Below are 14,785 nucleotides of genomic sequence, written 5' to 3' on the forward strand. Positions count from 1 at the left end.
CCGCCAGGAGCCATCATGCAGGAGCAGCTATTCTTCGAAGGCTTGCGCGCCCTGGCCGAAGCCGCCTTTCCCAAGCATTGCGCCTGCTGCGGGCGCGTCTTCGCCACGGCGGACGAGTTCATTTTGCAGACGCAAGCGATGCGCAAGGATGTCTCGGGGCTGAAACAAAGTTTCGATGACAACAACGTCGCCATCGTCGAGGTCTACCGCAATTGCCTGTGCGGTTCGACCCTGATGGATTTCTTTTCGGACCGCCGCGACAGGTCCGAACCATCGCTGCAGCGGCGCCAGCTGTTTGAGCGCCTGCTGCCGCTGCTGCAGGAAAAAGGCATGGAACGGGCCGCGGCGCGCGACTATCTGCTGCAAGTCGTGCGCGGCGAGCTGCCGTGACGGGGCTGCTTGCGTATATGATGCCGCCTGTACACACTGACAGGAAAAGGCTGGCGGCGGACCATGAGCACGCTCACACAACGATTACAGGAAGCCGGCGTCGATGCCGGACAGGCCGAGGCCCTGGCGCAGGATATCCAACAGAAGAAATATGGTCCCCTGCTGCAGCAGTTGCTGCTGCGCGGCCTGTGGGCCGACGTCGTCGATGAAGGCATGCCGCAGCCGCAGTGGCTCGCGCGCTGGCGCGAGCTGGGCGAATCGGGCTTTCCCTTCATTAACTCCCCTGCCCTGCAGCGCCTGCTGGACGCCGGTGTCGATGTGCACGACCTGACGGACGTCGTGCGTGCCGCGCAGGTATTAACTATCTACAATATTGCCCAGTTGATCGACGAGCCTTGCCGCGACCTTGGCTACGATCTGGCGGAAACGCCCGACCTGGCGCTGGCGGCCGTCGACGAAGCCGGTGCCCAGCACCGCTACGGCAGCCTGCACGACGCGCTGGAAGAACTGGACCCGGCGGGCCGCCACGGCCAGCCCCGCTCGCTGGAACTGCGCCAGTTCGGCGGCTTGCCGGGCGATCTGCAGACGCAGCTCAGGGAATTGCTGGCGCAACAAGCGTGGTCGCAGGCGGCCGTCCTGTGGAAACGCGCCGTCGGCGGCGAGCTGGCGCACTGCCTGGCGACGGTGCGGCAACTGGCGCGCCAGCTATAGCTTGCTTTACCAGTAGCCGAGCACTTTCCACCAGGTGGTGCCGACGACGGCAAAGATCAGCAGTTCCACCACGCACATGATGAAGCCGACCCGCCACCAGTTGCCCATCGTCACGAAGCCGCTGCCGAAGATGATGGGCGAGGTACCCGTCGCGTAGTGGGTCAGGGTCATCATGATGGCCGAGCCGGCCGTCATCATCAGCATGAACGGCACGTGGTACTCGGCCGGGATCAGGTGCAGGCCCACCGTCAGGAAGGCCAGCAGCATGGCGCTGATGTGGGCCGTCGTGCTGGCAAAGAAGTAATGCGAGAAGACGAATACCAGCACGAGGACGCCGGCGATCGGCAGCCAGTCCATGCCGCTGGCGACGATGGCCGCCTTCATGCCGGCCGAAAACCAGGCGATCACGCCCGTCTTGTTCAGCTGCTCGGCCATCATGACGAGCGCGCCGAACCACACCAAGGTATCCCAGGCGCTCTTTTCCGACAGCACGTCATCCCAGTCGATGGTGCCGGTAATAATCAGCACGAACAGGCCGACAAAGGCGACCACCGTCGCATCGAGCGAAAACGCGGGACCGAACAGCATGGCGGGCACGTTCGCCCACAGCAACAGCAGCAAGGCGAAAGTGCCCAGCATGACTTTTTCCGACGGCGACAGCGGGCCCATGCTTTTCAATTCCGCCTTGGCGTAGGTGACGGCGTCCGGCGTGGCCTTCAGTTCCGGCGGCGACAGCCAATAGATAATCAGGGGCATCACCAGCAGGCAGACCAGGCCCGGCAGCAGCATGCACAGGGCCCAGGTGGTCCACGTCAGGTGGAAACTCTGGCCGCTGGCCTTGGCGACGAAATCGACCACCAGCGGGTTCGGCGCCGTGGCCGTCAGGAACATGGCCGACGTGATCGGGTTGGCGTGGTAGTTGACGAGGGCCAGATACGTGCCCACCTTGCCTTCTGTGCCCTTGGCCGGGTCCGAATCGAAGGCGTTGGCGATCGATTTCATGACGGGGTGGACGATGCCGCCGCCGCGCGCCGTGTTACTGGGCGTAAATGGCGCCAGCACCAGTTCGCAGATGGCCAGGCCATAGCCGATGCCCATGGTGCGCTTGCCCAGCAGCGAGATGAACAGCAGGCCGATGCGGCTGCCCAGTCCCGTCTTTTTCAGGCCCCGCGATATCAAAATCGCCACGACGATCAGCCAGATCAGGGGATTCGAGAAACTGCTGAGCGCATCCGTGATGGCGCCCTTGGACGAAGTCGACGTCACTTGCGACAAGGAAACGATGACGATGGCCATCATGGCCATCACGCCGATCGGCATGACTTTTAATATGATCGCCAGAATCGTGGTGAGGAAAATCGCCACCAGGCTCCAGGCCTTGGGCGTCAAGCCTTCGGGCGCCGGCAGCAACAGCATGCCGACCAGCAAGGCGGTGCAGATCAGGGCGGGGACGAGGCGGAATGGGACGGCTTCCTTGAAATGCAGGAACAGCTCTCGCACTGTTTTATACATGATGATTTCCTTTACTGGGGCAGGCATCCTGGCGGGCAGTGGCGCCCGCGCGGATTGTGATAATTCTTTTTAGAAACATCATACAAGCTCATAAGCAAGTGCCCCGCTCCATTGCGCCTGCAATGCCAGGAAATTGCCGAATCGTTGACTTGAGCGCTATCACGGGAGGAGAAAATATTGCCGGCAAGTGACAATGGGTGACTTTTTTGGCAATTTTTCTCTGTATCTTTTCCGCTAGCTGCCGCCAGATATGCCACCAGGATTGCCAACCTTTCAGGGGAAAACTTGATGAATAGCACGGAACAGTATTCGATCCACCCATCCATCGGCATTGCCCGCGTGGGCAACAGCCATGATTCGTTTTACCTGGCGCCGGAAACCATCGGCGGGCTGCCGATCGAAGCGGACGGCAATAACGATCCGCTGCTGTCCGGCGGCAAGCCCGTGCATGTTTCCCAGTTCAAGGATGCGGCCGGCCGCGTGCGGCGCCAGGCAGCCAGCTTCCGCATCTACAAATCGGTGGCGGGACGTCCCGGGGAAAAAGTCCTCGTCGACTTGCAAGACCCGAGCATTGCCAAGATCGAGTGGACAGTGCACGTGGCCAACAAGAAGGCGGCCTGGTGGAACTTCATTCCCCTGCTGGGCGACCTGATGTTTGGCCCGTACAACAGCTATGAAACCTGGGAAAATACGCCGCCCGACTGGAAGCTGACGCCCACGTCCTGGACCAATCTGCGTAACGGCGACGTCACGGACCCGGCGGCACGGCAAAAACTGATCGTCGATCCGGGACCGCGCACGCTCGACGCGCCGCTGGGCAAGGCCCATTTCGACAAGGATGGCGCCGGCGCGTACAAGCACGTGTCCTTCCCCGATCCGCAGGGCATCACGCAAGGCTATCCGGTGCGCACCCTGGGCTAAATGCGCACGGATACACGCGGCAACCTGCTGGTGATCGGCGCCTATGGCCGCGCCGGCGGCTCTGAAAGCATCACGGGCTTTGGCGGCGGCGATACGTGGAATGACGACGTGGGCGACGGTCCCGTCAGCGCGACCATCCATTTCAAGGACGGCAGCACGCCCGTCGTGCTCAAAGCATGGGTGGTCATCGGTTCGCCGAAGTTCGCGCCCGAGCTGGTGAATATTTCCACCTGGGATGATGTCGTGGCCGACATGGCCATCAAATACAAGAACGCGCTGCCCGAAGCCTACGACGCGGCCCGCTGGAGCGCCAGCGATGGCTGGAACCCCGACTATGTCGTTAATTACGCGCAGGATATCCAGCCATTCCTCGCCAGGATAGGCGATTACCAGTGGGTGGCGACGGTGCCGTCGATGACGGCCTTCATCCGCCCCGCCTTCGACGTGGCCGACGCCTCGGAAGCGAACCGGCCCCAGCGGGAAAAGTTCCTCAGCTACTTCCGCAAGCCCTCGGCCATCCGGCCAGGCACGGCGGAACAGGTGCCGGGTTTTACCGGCGGCCAGGGCGGACAATTGTTCAGCGCGGCCACCACGGACAATCCCGGCGCCGGCATTCCCCTCGTGCCATTGAATTCGGGCAGCAATTCCGTGCGCAACAACGTCATCAGCAAGTTTTCGGTATTGACGGATACACAATACTTTGCCTTGCAGCAATGGGCGGCCGGCAAATTCGCGCCCGACGCGCCGGGCCTGGCCTTGCCGGGCATCGACCCGCTCGACCACGCGACCATCGGCAATTGTGTCGGGGAACCCATGTGCCCCGGCATCGAAGTGACGTGGAGCGTGCGCAATCCCGTCATCTATGAAAAACCGTACGCCATCCTGCACCGCGTGGATGCCGATTACGCAAAAAACGGGCTGTCGCCGGGCCGCGACGAGTGCGAACCGCTGGACTGGAGCGATCCGATGGTCGGCACCGGCTGCGAACCGGGCGACCTGACCAAGCGCATGGCGATTCCATGGCAGGCCGACTTCTATGACTGCTCCGTACAGATGATCAACTTCGACAATCCGGACATCGTCAAGAATCCCGATTCGCTCATTCCCGTGCCGCCCACCTACTACGCCTACTGGTGGCCGCCGCAAAGCCCGTGGAACGTCATCAATGGCGCCATCACCAAGGAAGAACAGGCGCTCGCCGGCGTGCCGGCCGGCATGCAGGTGATGTACAGCCGCGGCATGAACAGTTTTTCGCAGATGATCAGTTCCTGGCACTACCTGGGTTTCATCGTGAACCAGAACGAGGATGCCGAATCGGGCCGCCAGTACCCGTACTTTGTGGAAAAAGAGCGCAATCACGCGAAATTCGTGGCTGCCAGCGTCGGGGTCGGCAATGCCAGCAGTTTCATCACGGGCGACGATGCCAATTACCTGCCCGCGTGGTTCCTCAAGGACGAGGATCCGCAGACGGCGCCCGAGAAGGCCTCGCAGCTGTTTGCCAGCGGCGGCGCGCAAGTGGCGCTGCATGACACGCCGAAGAAAATCATGCCGGCCAACCGGCGCCGGTTTTCCCATTGAGCATGCCGATGAGCGTGCCGTCATCGCGCGACTACGATGTCGTCATCGTCGGCGGCGGTGCCGCCGGCACGGCCGCCGCCCTGACCCTGGCCCGCTACACGGGCTTGCGCACCGCCTTGCTGGAAAAGCAGCTGTTCGACGATTACCGGGCGGGCGAAACGGTGTCGTCGTCCATCTTTTCGATGCTCGATTTCCTGGGCGTGGGCCGCGACTTGCTGGACGGCGCCCAGTTGCCCGCGTTTTCCCATGCAGCCGCGTGGGGCAGCGCGGAACTGATGTCGCGCGACGCCGTCTTCAGCAGCCATGGCCACGGCTTGCACCTGGACCGCAGGCAATATGATGCCATCCTGCTGGAGCAGGCGCGCCAGGCCGGCGTGGAACTGTTGCGTCCCGCGCAACTGGTGCAGCTGGAACACGGCGACCCATGGCGTTTGCGCGTGGCGGCCGGCGGGCAGGAAGTGGACCTGACGGCCCGCTACCTGATCGATTGCAGCGGCAAGCAGGCGGCCATCGTGCGCCAGCGCAAGCGTCCCATCCACACGGAAGACTCACTGGTGGCGCTGTATGCCTATTATCAGTTGCAAGAACCACAATTCCTGCCGCACCGCACCCTGGTGGAAACGACGCAGCACGGCTGGTATTACGCCGCGCCCCTGCCCGGCGACCGCGTGGCGCTGGCCTTCATCACGGATGCTGACATCCTCAAGCGCCTGCGCCTGAAGGAACAAACGCCCTGGCGCGACGCCGCCATGGGCACGCAGCACGTGCGCGATATCGTGCCGCGCCTGCCCGCGCCGGTCGCCCTGCGCCACTACGCCATCCACAGCCGGGTAGCCTCGCTGCCGGCGGACGAGAACTGGACGGCGGCGGGCGACGCGGCCGCCTGCTTCGACCCGATCTCCTCGCTGGGCATCGGCCAGGCCATGGCGTCCGGCATCCATGCGGCGCGGGTGGCGGAAGCCTGCCTGGCGGGCGACCGCGGCATGGCGGCGGGCTACCGGCGCAGCATCTTCGCCTCGTTTGAAACCTATCTGCAGATGCGGCGCGGCTTCTACGGCGCCGAACAGCGCTGGCCGGAGGCGCCATTCTGGCAGCGCCGGGCCGCATCCTGATGCCGCTGGCGAAAAACTGAGCCAGGTCAAGAGACCGCATGCCCGCCGCCCGTTTCCGGGCGAATTTCAGCCCCGCCTTGCCGTTCGCACTATAATGTCGGCACCGCGTGCGGCAGCATTGGCGGCGATAGACGGTAACAATTTCGTGTGGAGGCCAGTACAATAGCGTCTGGGCCTACACAGGGTTTCACTTTTGCCAGCAGTTGCCAGCAACTAACCATTTTTTTGACCAGCCAACAAATACTATGAGTTCGATGAATGAAGAGCGCGTTTTAAGCGTGCACCACTGGACGGATACCCTGTTCTCCTTTACCACCACGCGCGACCCGTCGCTGCGTTTCTCGAATGGCCATTTCACCATGATCGGCCTGCGCGTCGATGGCAAGCCATTGCTGCGCGCCTACAGTATCGCCAGCGCCAATTACGAAGACCACCTGGAATTTTTCAGCATCAAGGTGCCGGGCGGCCCATTGACGTCGCGTTTGCAACACTTGCAAGTGGGCGACACCGTCATCGTCGGCCGCAAGCCGACGGGCACCCTGGTCTCCGACTACCTGCTGCCAGGCAAGCGCTTGTACATGCTGTCGACGGGCACGGGCCTGGCGCCTTTCCTCAGCATCGTGCGCGATCCGGACATCTACGAACGATTCGACCAGCTGATCCTCGTGCACGGCGTGCGCCAGGTCGACGAACTGGCTTACCGCGATCTGCTGGAAGAGCATCTGCCACAGCATGAGTTCCTGGGCGAAATGGTCAGCGACAAGCTGCGCTACTACCCGACCGTGACGCGCGAAGACTTCCGCAACATGGGCCGCATCACGGAACTGATCGAGAATGGCAAGCTGGCCGAAGATCTGGGCGTGCCGGCACTGAACCCTGCCGAAGACCGCGTCATGATCTGCGGCAGCTCGGACATGCTGCGCGACCTGAAAGAAATGCTGGAAGCGCGTGGCTTCAAGGAAGGCAATACCTCGACGCCTGGCGACTTCGTTGTCGAGCGCGCATTCGCCGAGAAGTAATCGAGAGCACATCCGCAGCAAATCCAGGGGCCCGGCCCCGCCGCTACCCGCGGCGGCGCCGGGCCTTTTCATTGCCGGCTCAGCTGGCCAGCGCTGGACCGCGCTGGTACTGCAAACCGTTCATGAAACGCTGCACGGGCGTAAAGGCGCTGCTGAGGATATCGTCCTGCGCCGCGTAATAGCGCGTTTCGATCTTCAGCAGGCCCAGCACGGTGGAGTCGAGCTTGTCCGTCTGGTACGGCCGGCTTTCCAGCGCGGCGCGCGCGGCCGCCGATTGCGGTGCCTGCCGGTTATTCCAGATCAGCATGGGAATTTCATAGCCGCTCTTGTCCGAGGCGGAATGGCCCGCGTGATTGCGGCTGTAGCCCACTTCCTGCCCATGGTCGGAAACGAACAGCAAGGAGGCGGCGCGGCCGGTCTTGGCTTGCTCCGCCATGCCGATCAGGGTGCCCAGCACGTAATCGCCATAGCGGATGGCGTTGTCGTATTCGTCGCGCTGGTTGCGTATCCAGCTGGACCTGCCCTGGCTGGCCATCTGCGCGCTGACGGCGTCATGCGCCCGGTCGAAATGGGCGAAGCGGCGGGGATAGCGCATGTCATAGCTGGGATGCGCGCCCAGCAGGTGCACGACGATGAGCTTTTTCGGCGCCGCGTCGCGCAGCGCATGGGCGAATGGCTGGAACAGGTTGCCATCGAAATTGTTTTCGCCGCGGCCAGTGCCGTAGTTGATGAAGTCGCTCTCGTCCGCCTCGCCCGCCAGCAGCCCGATCCAGCCATCGTTGCGCGTCTGGTTCGAGACCCAGAACGTCTTGTAGCCGGCAGCCTCGGCCAGCATCAGCAGATTCGGCTTGGCCATCCACGCATCGGGGTTGCCGATATCGGCCGGCGTGAGCATGGTCATCATCGATTCCACGGTGCTGGACGCGGGCGAAATCACGTCATTGAATACCAGCAGCTTAGCCCGCATGGCGTCGAGCCGGGGCGTGGTGGCGCGCGAATAGCCGTACAGCGACATCGAGGCGCGGTTGGTGCTCTCGCCGATCACCAGGATGACGGTGCGCGCCTCCTCGCCCGCATAGCGCACGTTCCAGTCGCGCGGCGCGGCCATGGCTGCCGTCAGCGCATGCTGCATCGATTTCATCGCCTCCAGCTGCGCGCTGTACTGCTGGTAGCGCAGCGGCCAGAACAGGGCCGGATTTTCACGCCGCATGGTGGTGTTGACGTGCAGCAGCACGAGAAACACGGCCATGCCGGCGGCAAAGGCTTTGTGCGGCAGGCCCGGCGCGCTACTGGCGCGCGCGCCCTGCCAGCGCAGCAGCTGGCGGTCGGCCAGCAGCACGGCCGCCGTCACGAGCACGAACCAGCCGGCCGATTGCGCCAGGGCGATGCTGTTGTGCAGGAAGAATTCTCCCGTTTCCGCTTGATCTGTCGCAAACATGGCCTGTAAAACGGCATTGGGATTGGGCCGCATGCCAAAATAGCCACGCAAAAAGCCCTTGATGGCGGCATCGAGGTAAAACACGGGCACGACGACGCGCACCAGCACGGTGATCGCGCCGGCGCCGGCATTGCCGCGCCACGCGTGCAGCACGCCGCCCACACCCAGCAGGAAGGCGGCCAGCAAGACGCTCAATTTCAGGCATTCGTTCGCGCTTAACTGATCGAAGAGGAAGAACAGCAACAGGCCAGCAATGCTGAACAGGACACGGCAAAACAGAATCAGCATGGAGGCGATGGAGAGTAAGCATTGAACAAGGACAAGCCCGCGCGGACGGGCCAGCGATTGTAGCGTAGTCGCTTGCAACTTGTACCGTCATTTCATGTGCGCTCTTGACAGAAATTGTCAGTGCTTTTTATTATGATTTCAGCACCAGCTGGCCAGCTAGCCAGTATTATTGATATCTCCACCTGCGACAGGACTTTTCATGACACGTGCCATCACCATTCTGACCGAGAACTTTGCCGATTGGGAAACCGCCCTGCTCAATTCCACGGCGCGCCTGTACTACGGCTTCTATACGCAGTTCGCCACGCCGGGCGGCTTGCCCGTCACTTCGTCCGGCGGCATGCTGGTCACGCCGCAACTGGCGCTGGAAGAGATTGTGCTCGAGGAACTCGACTTGCTGATGGTGTGCGGCGGCAGCCATTGGCAAAGCGGCAAGGCGCCCGACCTGAGCCCGCTGCTGCGCGCGGCGCGCGACAAGGGCGTGGTGCTGGCAGGCATTTGCGACGGCACGCGCGTGCTGGCGCAGGCGGGCGTGCTCGACACCGTGCGCCATACGTCCAACAGCGCGGACAACCTGACCGATACCGGCTACGCGGGCGCCGCCCTGTACCAGGACGTGCCGTGGGCCGTGGCCGACCAGCGCGTCGTCACGGCACCCGGCACGGCACCCGTCACTTTTACAGCAGAAGTCTTGCGCGCCCTGGGCATTCACGACGACAACTTGACGGCCTACCTGGCCATGCACGGCGCCGAACACGGCCATGCCGCCGCGGCGCGCTAATCGGGGGCCAGCACGCGCAAACGCGCCACGGCGTGCGTGTTGCCCGGGTTCAGCTCCAGCGAACGGCGGTAATGCGTGACGGCCAGCGCCGTGGCGCCATCGGCCTCGTACGCTTCGGCCAGGCTGTCGTGGCCATTCGCCCCTTGCGGGTACAGTTGCACGCCCAGCTGAAAGACGGCGACTGCCTGTTTCGGCTGCTGCCGGCCCAGCAGGCGGTAGCCCCAGGCATTCAAGTCGTCTTCGGCGGGTTCCGGCAGCCCATGCTGGCGCCGGATGACTGCCAGTTTCTGCTCCAGCCCTTCGAAGCCCGTGCTGGCCGCCTTGTTGCGCAATAAATGCGCGGCATATGCGCCGCCCCGCTGCTGGCGCAGGCCGGGAACATAAAAGCCGGCGACGGTATCGATCAGCTGTTCCGGCTGACCGCCGGCCAGGTTGCTGAGAATAATGACGGCCAGGCCATCGTCGGGATACACATAGAAGGCCGAGCGGCCGCCGCCGATGCCGGCCACGGCGCGGTGGCCATCGCGGCCGATGGTGGGCCAGCCCAGCGCCCACGGCGCCGGCTTGCCGTCATTCAAGCTGGTCGGCTGCCACAGCCGTGCCACCGTGGCGGGCGCCAGCAAGCGTCCCGACTGCAGCGCGATGAGCCAGTTGGCCAGTTCGCCCGCATTGCTGTTGATGCCGGCCCCGGCGCGCATGAAGACGGGAAAGTCCTCGATCACGTTGCGGTAACCGTTGCCGCCCCGGTCCAGCACGTAGGAACTGGCCTTGCCCACGACCACGTCCTTCGCATCGCCAAAGCCGCTGTGCCGCATGCCCGCCACGTCAAACTGCCGATGCCGGATGAAGCTGGTAAAGGGCTGGCCGCTCTGGCGCTCGATCAATTGCGCCAGCAACACGTAATTGGTCTGGTTGTAGCGGTAACGCTCGCCTGGCGCCGCTTCCACGGACATCGCCTGCACGGCTTGCCACGCCGCGTCGGCGTCGTCCGGCTGCGGCCCCACCAACTTGCCGCTGCGCTGGTCCAGCACGTCGGGCAAGCCGGAGGTATGGTTGAGTAATTGCGTCACCGTCACGGCTTGCCAGGCGGATGGCAGCCCCGTCAGGTACTGGCCGATGGGCGCGGCCAGGTCGATCTTGCCCTCTTGCACCAGTTGCATCACGGCCACGCCCGTGAACGCCTTGGTGGCCGAATTGATGGAAAACAGGCTGGCGTCCGTCACGGGCACCTGGTATTGCAGGCTGGCCAGGCCGAAATTGCGCTTCAGCACGACCTTGCCATGCCGGATGACTGCGATTTGCAGGCCCGGTATCCGGCGTTCGCGCATTTCATCCTGCACGAAGGCGGCGATGTCCCGCTCCGCGCGGCCGGCCTGCTGCCGGCTGGCGGGCACGGCAGGGGCAGCCAGCGCGTCCGGCGCAAGGGCGACGCCGAGCGCCAGGATGAGCAAGACCGACGGGAAATGTGTATTCAAGATGACTCTCTCTGCTGGACGGAGCGGACGTGCAGGATCACATATCCATTTACCAACGTCAACGAGAATATTGCCAGATAGAAATCTGTTCATCCCGGCGCACGTCCTATTGATACAGATCGAATTGCCGGACCGCGCGGGCCGCGATTTTGCGCATGCGCGACTACACTGAAGGTCCAGCTGGCACACGCGGGAGCACGTCATGGCCGATCTTGTCTCTGGCAGCAATGCCCATGTCTTTGGCTTGGCGCGGCCCCATGCGGGGGGACCGGCGTCGCTGCACCAGGCGCCGCCCCGCAACACGGCGTTTCGCGACCTGCCGCCGCCTACAGGCAGCGCGCCGTTCCGCCTCGACCTGAAGGATGTCGTGGCGCCCGCTGTCTACGAGGCCATCGTCCGGAACAGGAAGCTCGTCTTCCACCTCAATGGCGACATGGGTGGTATCGAATATGCGGTGCCGCAGGAACTGGTGGCGAAAGGCATGGAGGACGATTTCCAGGCCGATGCCAGCGAGCCGCCGGCCTTCCTGTACGTCACAGGCGACTGCGTCTACTTCAACGGCCAGGTCAGCGAATACTACAAGCAGTTTTACCAGCCCTATGAATTCTACCTGGCGCCCGTGTTTGCCGTGCCCGGCAACCACGACGGCGAAAACCTGCCGGAGGACCAGACCCTCGACGGCTTCGTGCGCAACTTTTGCGCGCCCCAGTCCGTCAAGATGCCGGAATCGGGCGATTCCCACCGCACGGCCATGGTGCAGCCCAATGTGTACTGGACCCTGCTCACGCCGCAAGCCAATATCGTCGGCCTCTACAGCAATGTTCCCGCCGGCGGCGAGATCCGCACGCCCCAGAAGGAGTGGCTGGTGTCGGAACTGTCCACCCTGCCGCGCGACCTGCCCTTGCTGCTGGCCCTGCACCATCCGATCTACTCGGCCGACGACCACCATTCCGGCAGCACCTACATGAAAGACCTCGTCGCGCAAGCGTGCGCCGAAGCGGGCCGCCATCCGGACGCCATCCTTGCCGGCCACGTCCACAACTACCAGCGCCTGACGCGGGCCAATGGGGACGGCGGCAAGACGTTATTCCTCGTCACGGGCGCCGGCGGCTATCACAATCTGCACCAGATCATGAAGGTCAATGGCCGGCGCCTGATTCCGCCCGCCGTCTTCCATGACAGCGGCGGCGACGCCGTCACCCTGGAAAACTACTCGGACGACCATCACGGCTTCCTGCGCGTCGAACTCTCCGACGGCGTCATGCAGGGCCAATACTACGAAGTGCCGCGGCCCCAGGAACCGTTCAGCAAGGGCAGCCACCTGCTCGACCATTTCCGCTTCGATTTCAGGCAGAAGGCTTATCTGCCCAATACGCTGTCATGATTGCCCGACGGCAACCGCGCCGCCTCAGGCTTCCAGCCACACGTCCTCGTAGCCTTCGCGGTCGAGGATGAACTTCGCGCCGCTGGGCAAGGCCAGGTAGTCGAGCACTTGCGGCAGCATCTCGTGCAGGTGCGCCGCATGCAGGGGCTGGTAAAAGTCCAGGGCGTCGCTGTGCTCGCCGCAATGGATGAACCAGCTGATGGTGCCGTTTTCCGGCAGCGCGATGCGCGTGCCGTAGATGGGCGATTGTTCGAGGCTGCCGATGGCCAGGGCCACCATGGCTTCCGGCGCCTGCGCGGGCATGCCGTATTTATCGCAGATGCGCTGCTGGTCTTCGTTGATCTGTTCGTTCATCAGCTCGTTCATGGCGTCCTCAGGATCCGATGTATTTGTAAATCAGCCGCAATGCGCCGTCGTGGCCCGCCACTTCCAGGTGCAGGATCGCTTCGCCCGGCTTGCCGTCGGCCAGCAACAGGCATTCCATACCCAGCGGGCCGGCGTCGGTGGCGTACACGTCGACGGGCGGACGGCCGCCCTTGCCCGGCACAAAGGCTTGCGCCAGCGGCGCCAGGGACAGGCGCTGCTGCGCGGCAAAATAACTGTCCACCATGTCGCAGATTTCCCCGGCCAGCGCCGGCGGCATGGCCCACTCGCGCTGCAGCGCAACAGGATCGCGTAAATCGAGGATACCGACGAACGCGGTGGCCAGCGCATGCGCCTGCCGCCGCTGGCTGTCGCTCACTGCTGCTGCCATGGCCTGCCTCCCTTGCGAAAAGGCGACATTATAGTGCGTGATGTGCCGCATGCGCGTCCGGCTTGCCGATATCAAGCGCATACGCCCCGCCATACTGCGGCGCAATAATATCTCCCCCTGCGCATTTAAATCACCGCCATTATTATCGATGGCGCGGCGACAATAAACACGGCCGCGTGATATTTGGTGAGTATTGCGTGAATATCGGCGCCCGTACGATTCAATTTCAAGTTGACGCCTATTTATTCCGGCGCTAATATCGAATGGCCATATACCATGGCATACAGCGCAAGCAGTACTTAACCATCACAAGAGGATAGTACAATGCAAAAACAGAACCAACCCAAATTGTTCGCGTTTAAACTGGCTGAAAAACAGGTAGAAAAACAAACGGCGCCCGCCACCGCCTGGAAAGTGCGCGACGGCGTCGCCGTGGCCGGCTGCACGGCCGTCGGCACCCATGACCAATACCGCGATTCCTCGCGCTTCCAGCCGAACGACGGCGGCCAGTACTGCTGATCGCGGCATCGCGGCATAACCTTGCCGCAGGCGGGGTTATATTGAATTCCCTTCCGGATCCCTTTTGATTCGTCTGCCGGGCGTGCGCAGCAGTGCATGCCTGCGCGGAGTGCAGTGGCATTCGATCAGGCGAATACGCACGATTCACATCACCTCGCCTGGCCAACAAGCGGTGCTGCCGCTTTTTCCTGCCCGACATATTAATATCAGGCTATTTCAGCCATATATCATTCATTGGTTGACGCATTATTTTTTCAAACTTAATATTTAAAAGCCGAATCACCGGCAAATGACAAAGCAGTACTTAACCATTACAAGAGGATAGTACGATGCAAAATCAAACCAAGCTGTTCGCTTTCAAACTGGCGGAAAAAGAAGTCAAAAAAGAAGACAAGCAGCCATGGCAGGTGCGCGACGGTATCGCCACGGCAGGCTGCACCTATTATGGCGACCCTGAAGATTACAACCTGCGTGATAGTTCGCGCTTCGCGCCCAACGATACCGGCATCTATTGCTGACCTTCGCCGCGCCATCAATACAGCGCTGCGCGGAGTTTTTATACCATCCCATATATTCAAATTGGCGCCAATTGCAGCCCGGCCTTCCGTGCGCCAGCAATGAATACGCGGGATATAACCCATCACAATAGGACAGAATCATGCACAAGCAAAAAGAAACCAAGCTGTTCGCATTCAAGCTGGCGGAAAAGAAGGGACAGGAAAAACCTGTCCGTCCCGCGCCCTGGAAAGTACGCGACGGCGTCGCCGTGGCCGGCTGCACGGCCGTCGACAGCGACGAGCAATACCGCTATTCGCGTATGGGTTCCAGTGACGGCGGAGAGTTTTGCTGATACTAAAGGCCAGCTGAAAGCCTTGCCATGGCAAGGCTTTTTATTTTCTTTCG

General features: G+C 62.5%; 15 protein-coding genes and 1 pseudogene. 11 read left to right on the plus strand and 5 right to left on the minus strand.

Annotation, left to right across the window (positions count from 1 at the left end; genetic code table 11):
* Positions 1-15 precede the first annotated feature (15 nt).
* Together ACQ4WQ_RS11130 and ACQ4WQ_RS11135 are read left to right on the plus strand one after the other, a co-directional pair.
* Positions 16-390: a hypothetical protein gene (locus tag ACQ4WQ_RS11130; protein WP_326457356.1), complete on the plus strand. Its 375-nt coding sequence runs from the start codon at positions 16-18 to the stop codon at positions 388-390.
* A gap of 63 nt (positions 391-453) precedes the next feature.
* Positions 454-1,101: a hypothetical protein gene (locus ACQ4WQ_RS11135; RefSeq protein ID WP_436497008.1), complete on the plus strand. Its 648-nt coding sequence runs from the start codon at positions 454-456 to the stop codon at positions 1,099-1,101.
* A 6-nt stretch (positions 1,102-1,107) separates the two neighbouring features.
* Here the strand turns inward: ACQ4WQ_RS11135 and ACQ4WQ_RS11140 are convergent, their stop codons facing one another.
* Positions 1,108-2,613, minus strand: a complete 1,506-nt coding sequence (locus ACQ4WQ_RS11140; protein WP_436497010.1) for an anion permease — start codon at positions 2,611-2,613, stop codon at positions 1,108-1,110.
* A gap of 288 nt (positions 2,614-2,901) precedes the next feature.
* Here ACQ4WQ_RS11140 and ACQ4WQ_RS11145 point away from each other — a divergent pair.
* The 4 genes and pseudogenes from ACQ4WQ_RS11145 to ACQ4WQ_RS11160 all read left to right on the plus strand — a co-directional run.
* A pseudogene (locus ACQ4WQ_RS11145) lies at positions 2,902-3,711 on the plus strand (LodA/GoxA family CTQ-dependent oxidase); the annotation flags it as partial.
* Between the two features lie 237 nt (positions 3,712-3,948).
* Positions 3,949-5,112 carry a LodA/GoxA family CTQ-dependent oxidase gene (locus ACQ4WQ_RS11150; RefSeq protein WP_436497409.1) on the plus strand — a complete coding sequence of 388 codons (1,164 nt, stop codon included), beginning with the start codon at positions 3,949-3,951 and terminating at the stop codon, positions 5,110-5,112.
* Between the two features lie 8 nt (positions 5,113-5,120).
* Complete coding sequence (locus tag ACQ4WQ_RS11155) at positions 5,121-6,224, plus strand: tryptophan 7-halogenase (RefSeq protein WP_436497012.1); 1,104 nt, start codon at positions 5,121-5,123, stop codon at positions 6,222-6,224.
* A gap of 245 nt (positions 6,225-6,469) precedes the next feature.
* Positions 6,470-7,243 carry a ferredoxin--NADP reductase gene (locus ACQ4WQ_RS11160; protein WP_436497014.1) on the plus strand — a complete coding sequence of 258 codons (774 nt, stop codon included), beginning with the start codon at positions 6,470-6,472 and terminating at the stop codon, positions 7,241-7,243.
* A gap of 79 nt (positions 7,244-7,322) precedes the next feature.
* On the opposite strand, the gene ACQ4WQ_RS11165 is transcribed toward ACQ4WQ_RS11160, so the two are convergent.
* A complete protein-coding gene (locus ACQ4WQ_RS11165) occupies positions 7,323-8,969 on the minus strand; it encodes a phosphoethanolamine transferase (RefSeq protein WP_436497016.1) in 1,647 nt (548 codons plus the stop codon).
* A gap of 199 nt (positions 8,970-9,168) precedes the next feature.
* Between ACQ4WQ_RS11165 and ACQ4WQ_RS11170 the strand changes: the two genes are divergently transcribed.
* Complete coding sequence (locus ACQ4WQ_RS11170) at positions 9,169-9,750, plus strand: type 1 glutamine amidotransferase family protein (protein WP_436497018.1); 582 nt, start codon at positions 9,169-9,171, stop codon at positions 9,748-9,750.
* Here ACQ4WQ_RS11170 and ACQ4WQ_RS11175 read toward each other — a convergent pair.
* The gene (locus ACQ4WQ_RS11175; protein ID WP_436497020.1) at positions 9,747-11,225 is read right to left on the minus strand and encodes a serine hydrolase domain-containing protein; all 1,479 of its coding nucleotides are present in this window, start codon (positions 11,223-11,225) and stop codon (positions 9,747-9,749) included. The genes ACQ4WQ_RS11170 and ACQ4WQ_RS11175 overlap by 4 nt on opposite strands.
* 202 nt (positions 11,226-11,427) lie before the next feature.
* Here ACQ4WQ_RS11175 and ACQ4WQ_RS11180 point away from each other — a divergent pair, with 202 nt between their 5' ends.
* On the plus strand, positions 11,428-12,609 hold the full coding sequence (locus tag ACQ4WQ_RS11180) for a metallophosphoesterase family protein (protein ID WP_436497022.1): 1,182 nt from the start codon (positions 11,428-11,430) through the stop codon (positions 12,607-12,609).
* Positions 12,610-12,633: 24 nt separating this feature from the next.
* Here the strand turns inward: ACQ4WQ_RS11180 and ACQ4WQ_RS11185 are convergent, their stop codons facing one another.
* Both ACQ4WQ_RS11185 and ACQ4WQ_RS11190 read right to left on the minus strand, forming a co-directional pair.
* On the minus strand, positions 12,634-12,975 hold the full coding sequence (locus ACQ4WQ_RS11185; RefSeq protein WP_326457365.1) for an immunity protein Imm33 domain-containing protein: 342 nt from the start codon (positions 12,973-12,975) through the stop codon (positions 12,634-12,636).
* Positions 12,976-12,982: 7 nt separating this feature from the next.
* Entirely contained in the window at positions 12,983-13,363 is a 381-nt protein-coding gene (locus tag ACQ4WQ_RS11190; protein ID WP_436497024.1) for a hypothetical protein, read from the minus strand.
* 324 nt (positions 13,364-13,687) lie between these two features.
* Here ACQ4WQ_RS11190 and ACQ4WQ_RS11195 point away from each other — a divergent pair, with 324 nt between their 5' ends.
* The 3 genes from ACQ4WQ_RS11195 to ACQ4WQ_RS11205 all read left to right on the plus strand — a co-directional run bounded on the left by ACQ4WQ_RS11195 (position 13,688) and on the right by ACQ4WQ_RS11205 (position 14,732).
* On the plus strand, positions 13,688-13,882 hold the full coding sequence (locus ACQ4WQ_RS11195) for a hypothetical protein (protein ID WP_326457367.1): 195 nt from the start codon (positions 13,688-13,690) through the stop codon (positions 13,880-13,882).
* Between the two features lie 329 nt (positions 13,883-14,211).
* Positions 14,212-14,400, plus strand: coding sequence for a hypothetical protein (locus ACQ4WQ_RS11200; protein WP_326457368.1), 189 nt, complete (start codon positions 14,212-14,214; stop codon positions 14,398-14,400).
* 140 nt (positions 14,401-14,540) lie between these two features.
* On the plus strand, positions 14,541-14,732 hold the full coding sequence (locus ACQ4WQ_RS11205) for a hypothetical protein (RefSeq protein WP_326457369.1): 192 nt from the start codon (positions 14,541-14,543) through the stop codon (positions 14,730-14,732).
* Positions 14,733-14,785: the final 53 nt, after the last annotated feature.

It is taken from the genome of Janthinobacterium goodfellowi (genome assembly GCF_051380695.1).
GTDB lineage: Bacteria > Pseudomonadota > Gammaproteobacteria > Burkholderiales > Burkholderiaceae_D > Janthinobacterium.

Bases quoted from the DNA above. Each gene is read 5' to 3' on its own strand.
- ACQ4WQ_RS11130 (WP_326457356.1), top strand. From the start codon at position 16: ATGCAGGAGCAGCTATTCTTCGAAGGCTTGCGCGCCCTGGCCGAAGCC.
- ACQ4WQ_RS11135 (WP_436497008.1), top strand. From the start codon at position 454: ATGAGCACGCTCACACAACGATTACAGGAAGCCGGCGTCGATGCCGGA.
- ACQ4WQ_RS11140 (WP_436497010.1), bottom strand. From the start codon at position 2,613: ATGTATAAAACAGTGCGAGAGCTGTTCCTGCATTTCAAGGAAGCCGTC.
- ACQ4WQ_RS11150 (WP_436497409.1), top strand. From the start codon at position 3,949: ATGACGGCCTTCATCCGCCCCGCCTTCGACGTGGCCGACGCCTCGGAA.
- ACQ4WQ_RS11155 (WP_436497012.1), top strand. From the start codon at position 5,121: ATGAGCGTGCCGTCATCGCGCGACTACGATGTCGTCATCGTCGGCGGC.
- ACQ4WQ_RS11160 (WP_436497014.1), top strand. From the start codon at position 6,470: ATGAGTTCGATGAATGAAGAGCGCGTTTTAAGCGTGCACCACTGGACG.
- ACQ4WQ_RS11165 (WP_436497016.1), bottom strand. From the start codon at position 8,969: ATGCTGATTCTGTTTTGCCGTGTCCTGTTCAGCATTGCTGGCCTGTTG.
- ACQ4WQ_RS11170 (WP_436497018.1), top strand. From the start codon at position 9,169: ATGACACGTGCCATCACCATTCTGACCGAGAACTTTGCCGATTGGGAA.
- ACQ4WQ_RS11180 (WP_436497022.1), top strand. From the start codon at position 11,428: ATGGCCGATCTTGTCTCTGGCAGCAATGCCCATGTCTTTGGCTTGGCG.
- ACQ4WQ_RS11185 (WP_326457365.1), bottom strand. From the start codon at position 12,975: ATGAACGAGCTGATGAACGAACAGATCAACGAAGACCAGCAGCGCATC.
- ACQ4WQ_RS11190 (WP_436497024.1), bottom strand. From the start codon at position 13,363: ATGGCAGCAGCAGTGAGCGACAGCCAGCGGCGGCAGGCGCATGCGCTG.
- ACQ4WQ_RS11195 (WP_326457367.1), top strand. From the start codon at position 13,688: ATGCAAAAACAGAACCAACCCAAATTGTTCGCGTTTAAACTGGCTGAA.
- ACQ4WQ_RS11200 (WP_326457368.1), top strand. From the start codon at position 14,212: ATGCAAAATCAAACCAAGCTGTTCGCTTTCAAACTGGCGGAAAAAGAA.
- ACQ4WQ_RS11205 (WP_326457369.1), top strand. From the start codon at position 14,541: ATGCACAAGCAAAAAGAAACCAAGCTGTTCGCATTCAAGCTGGCGGAA.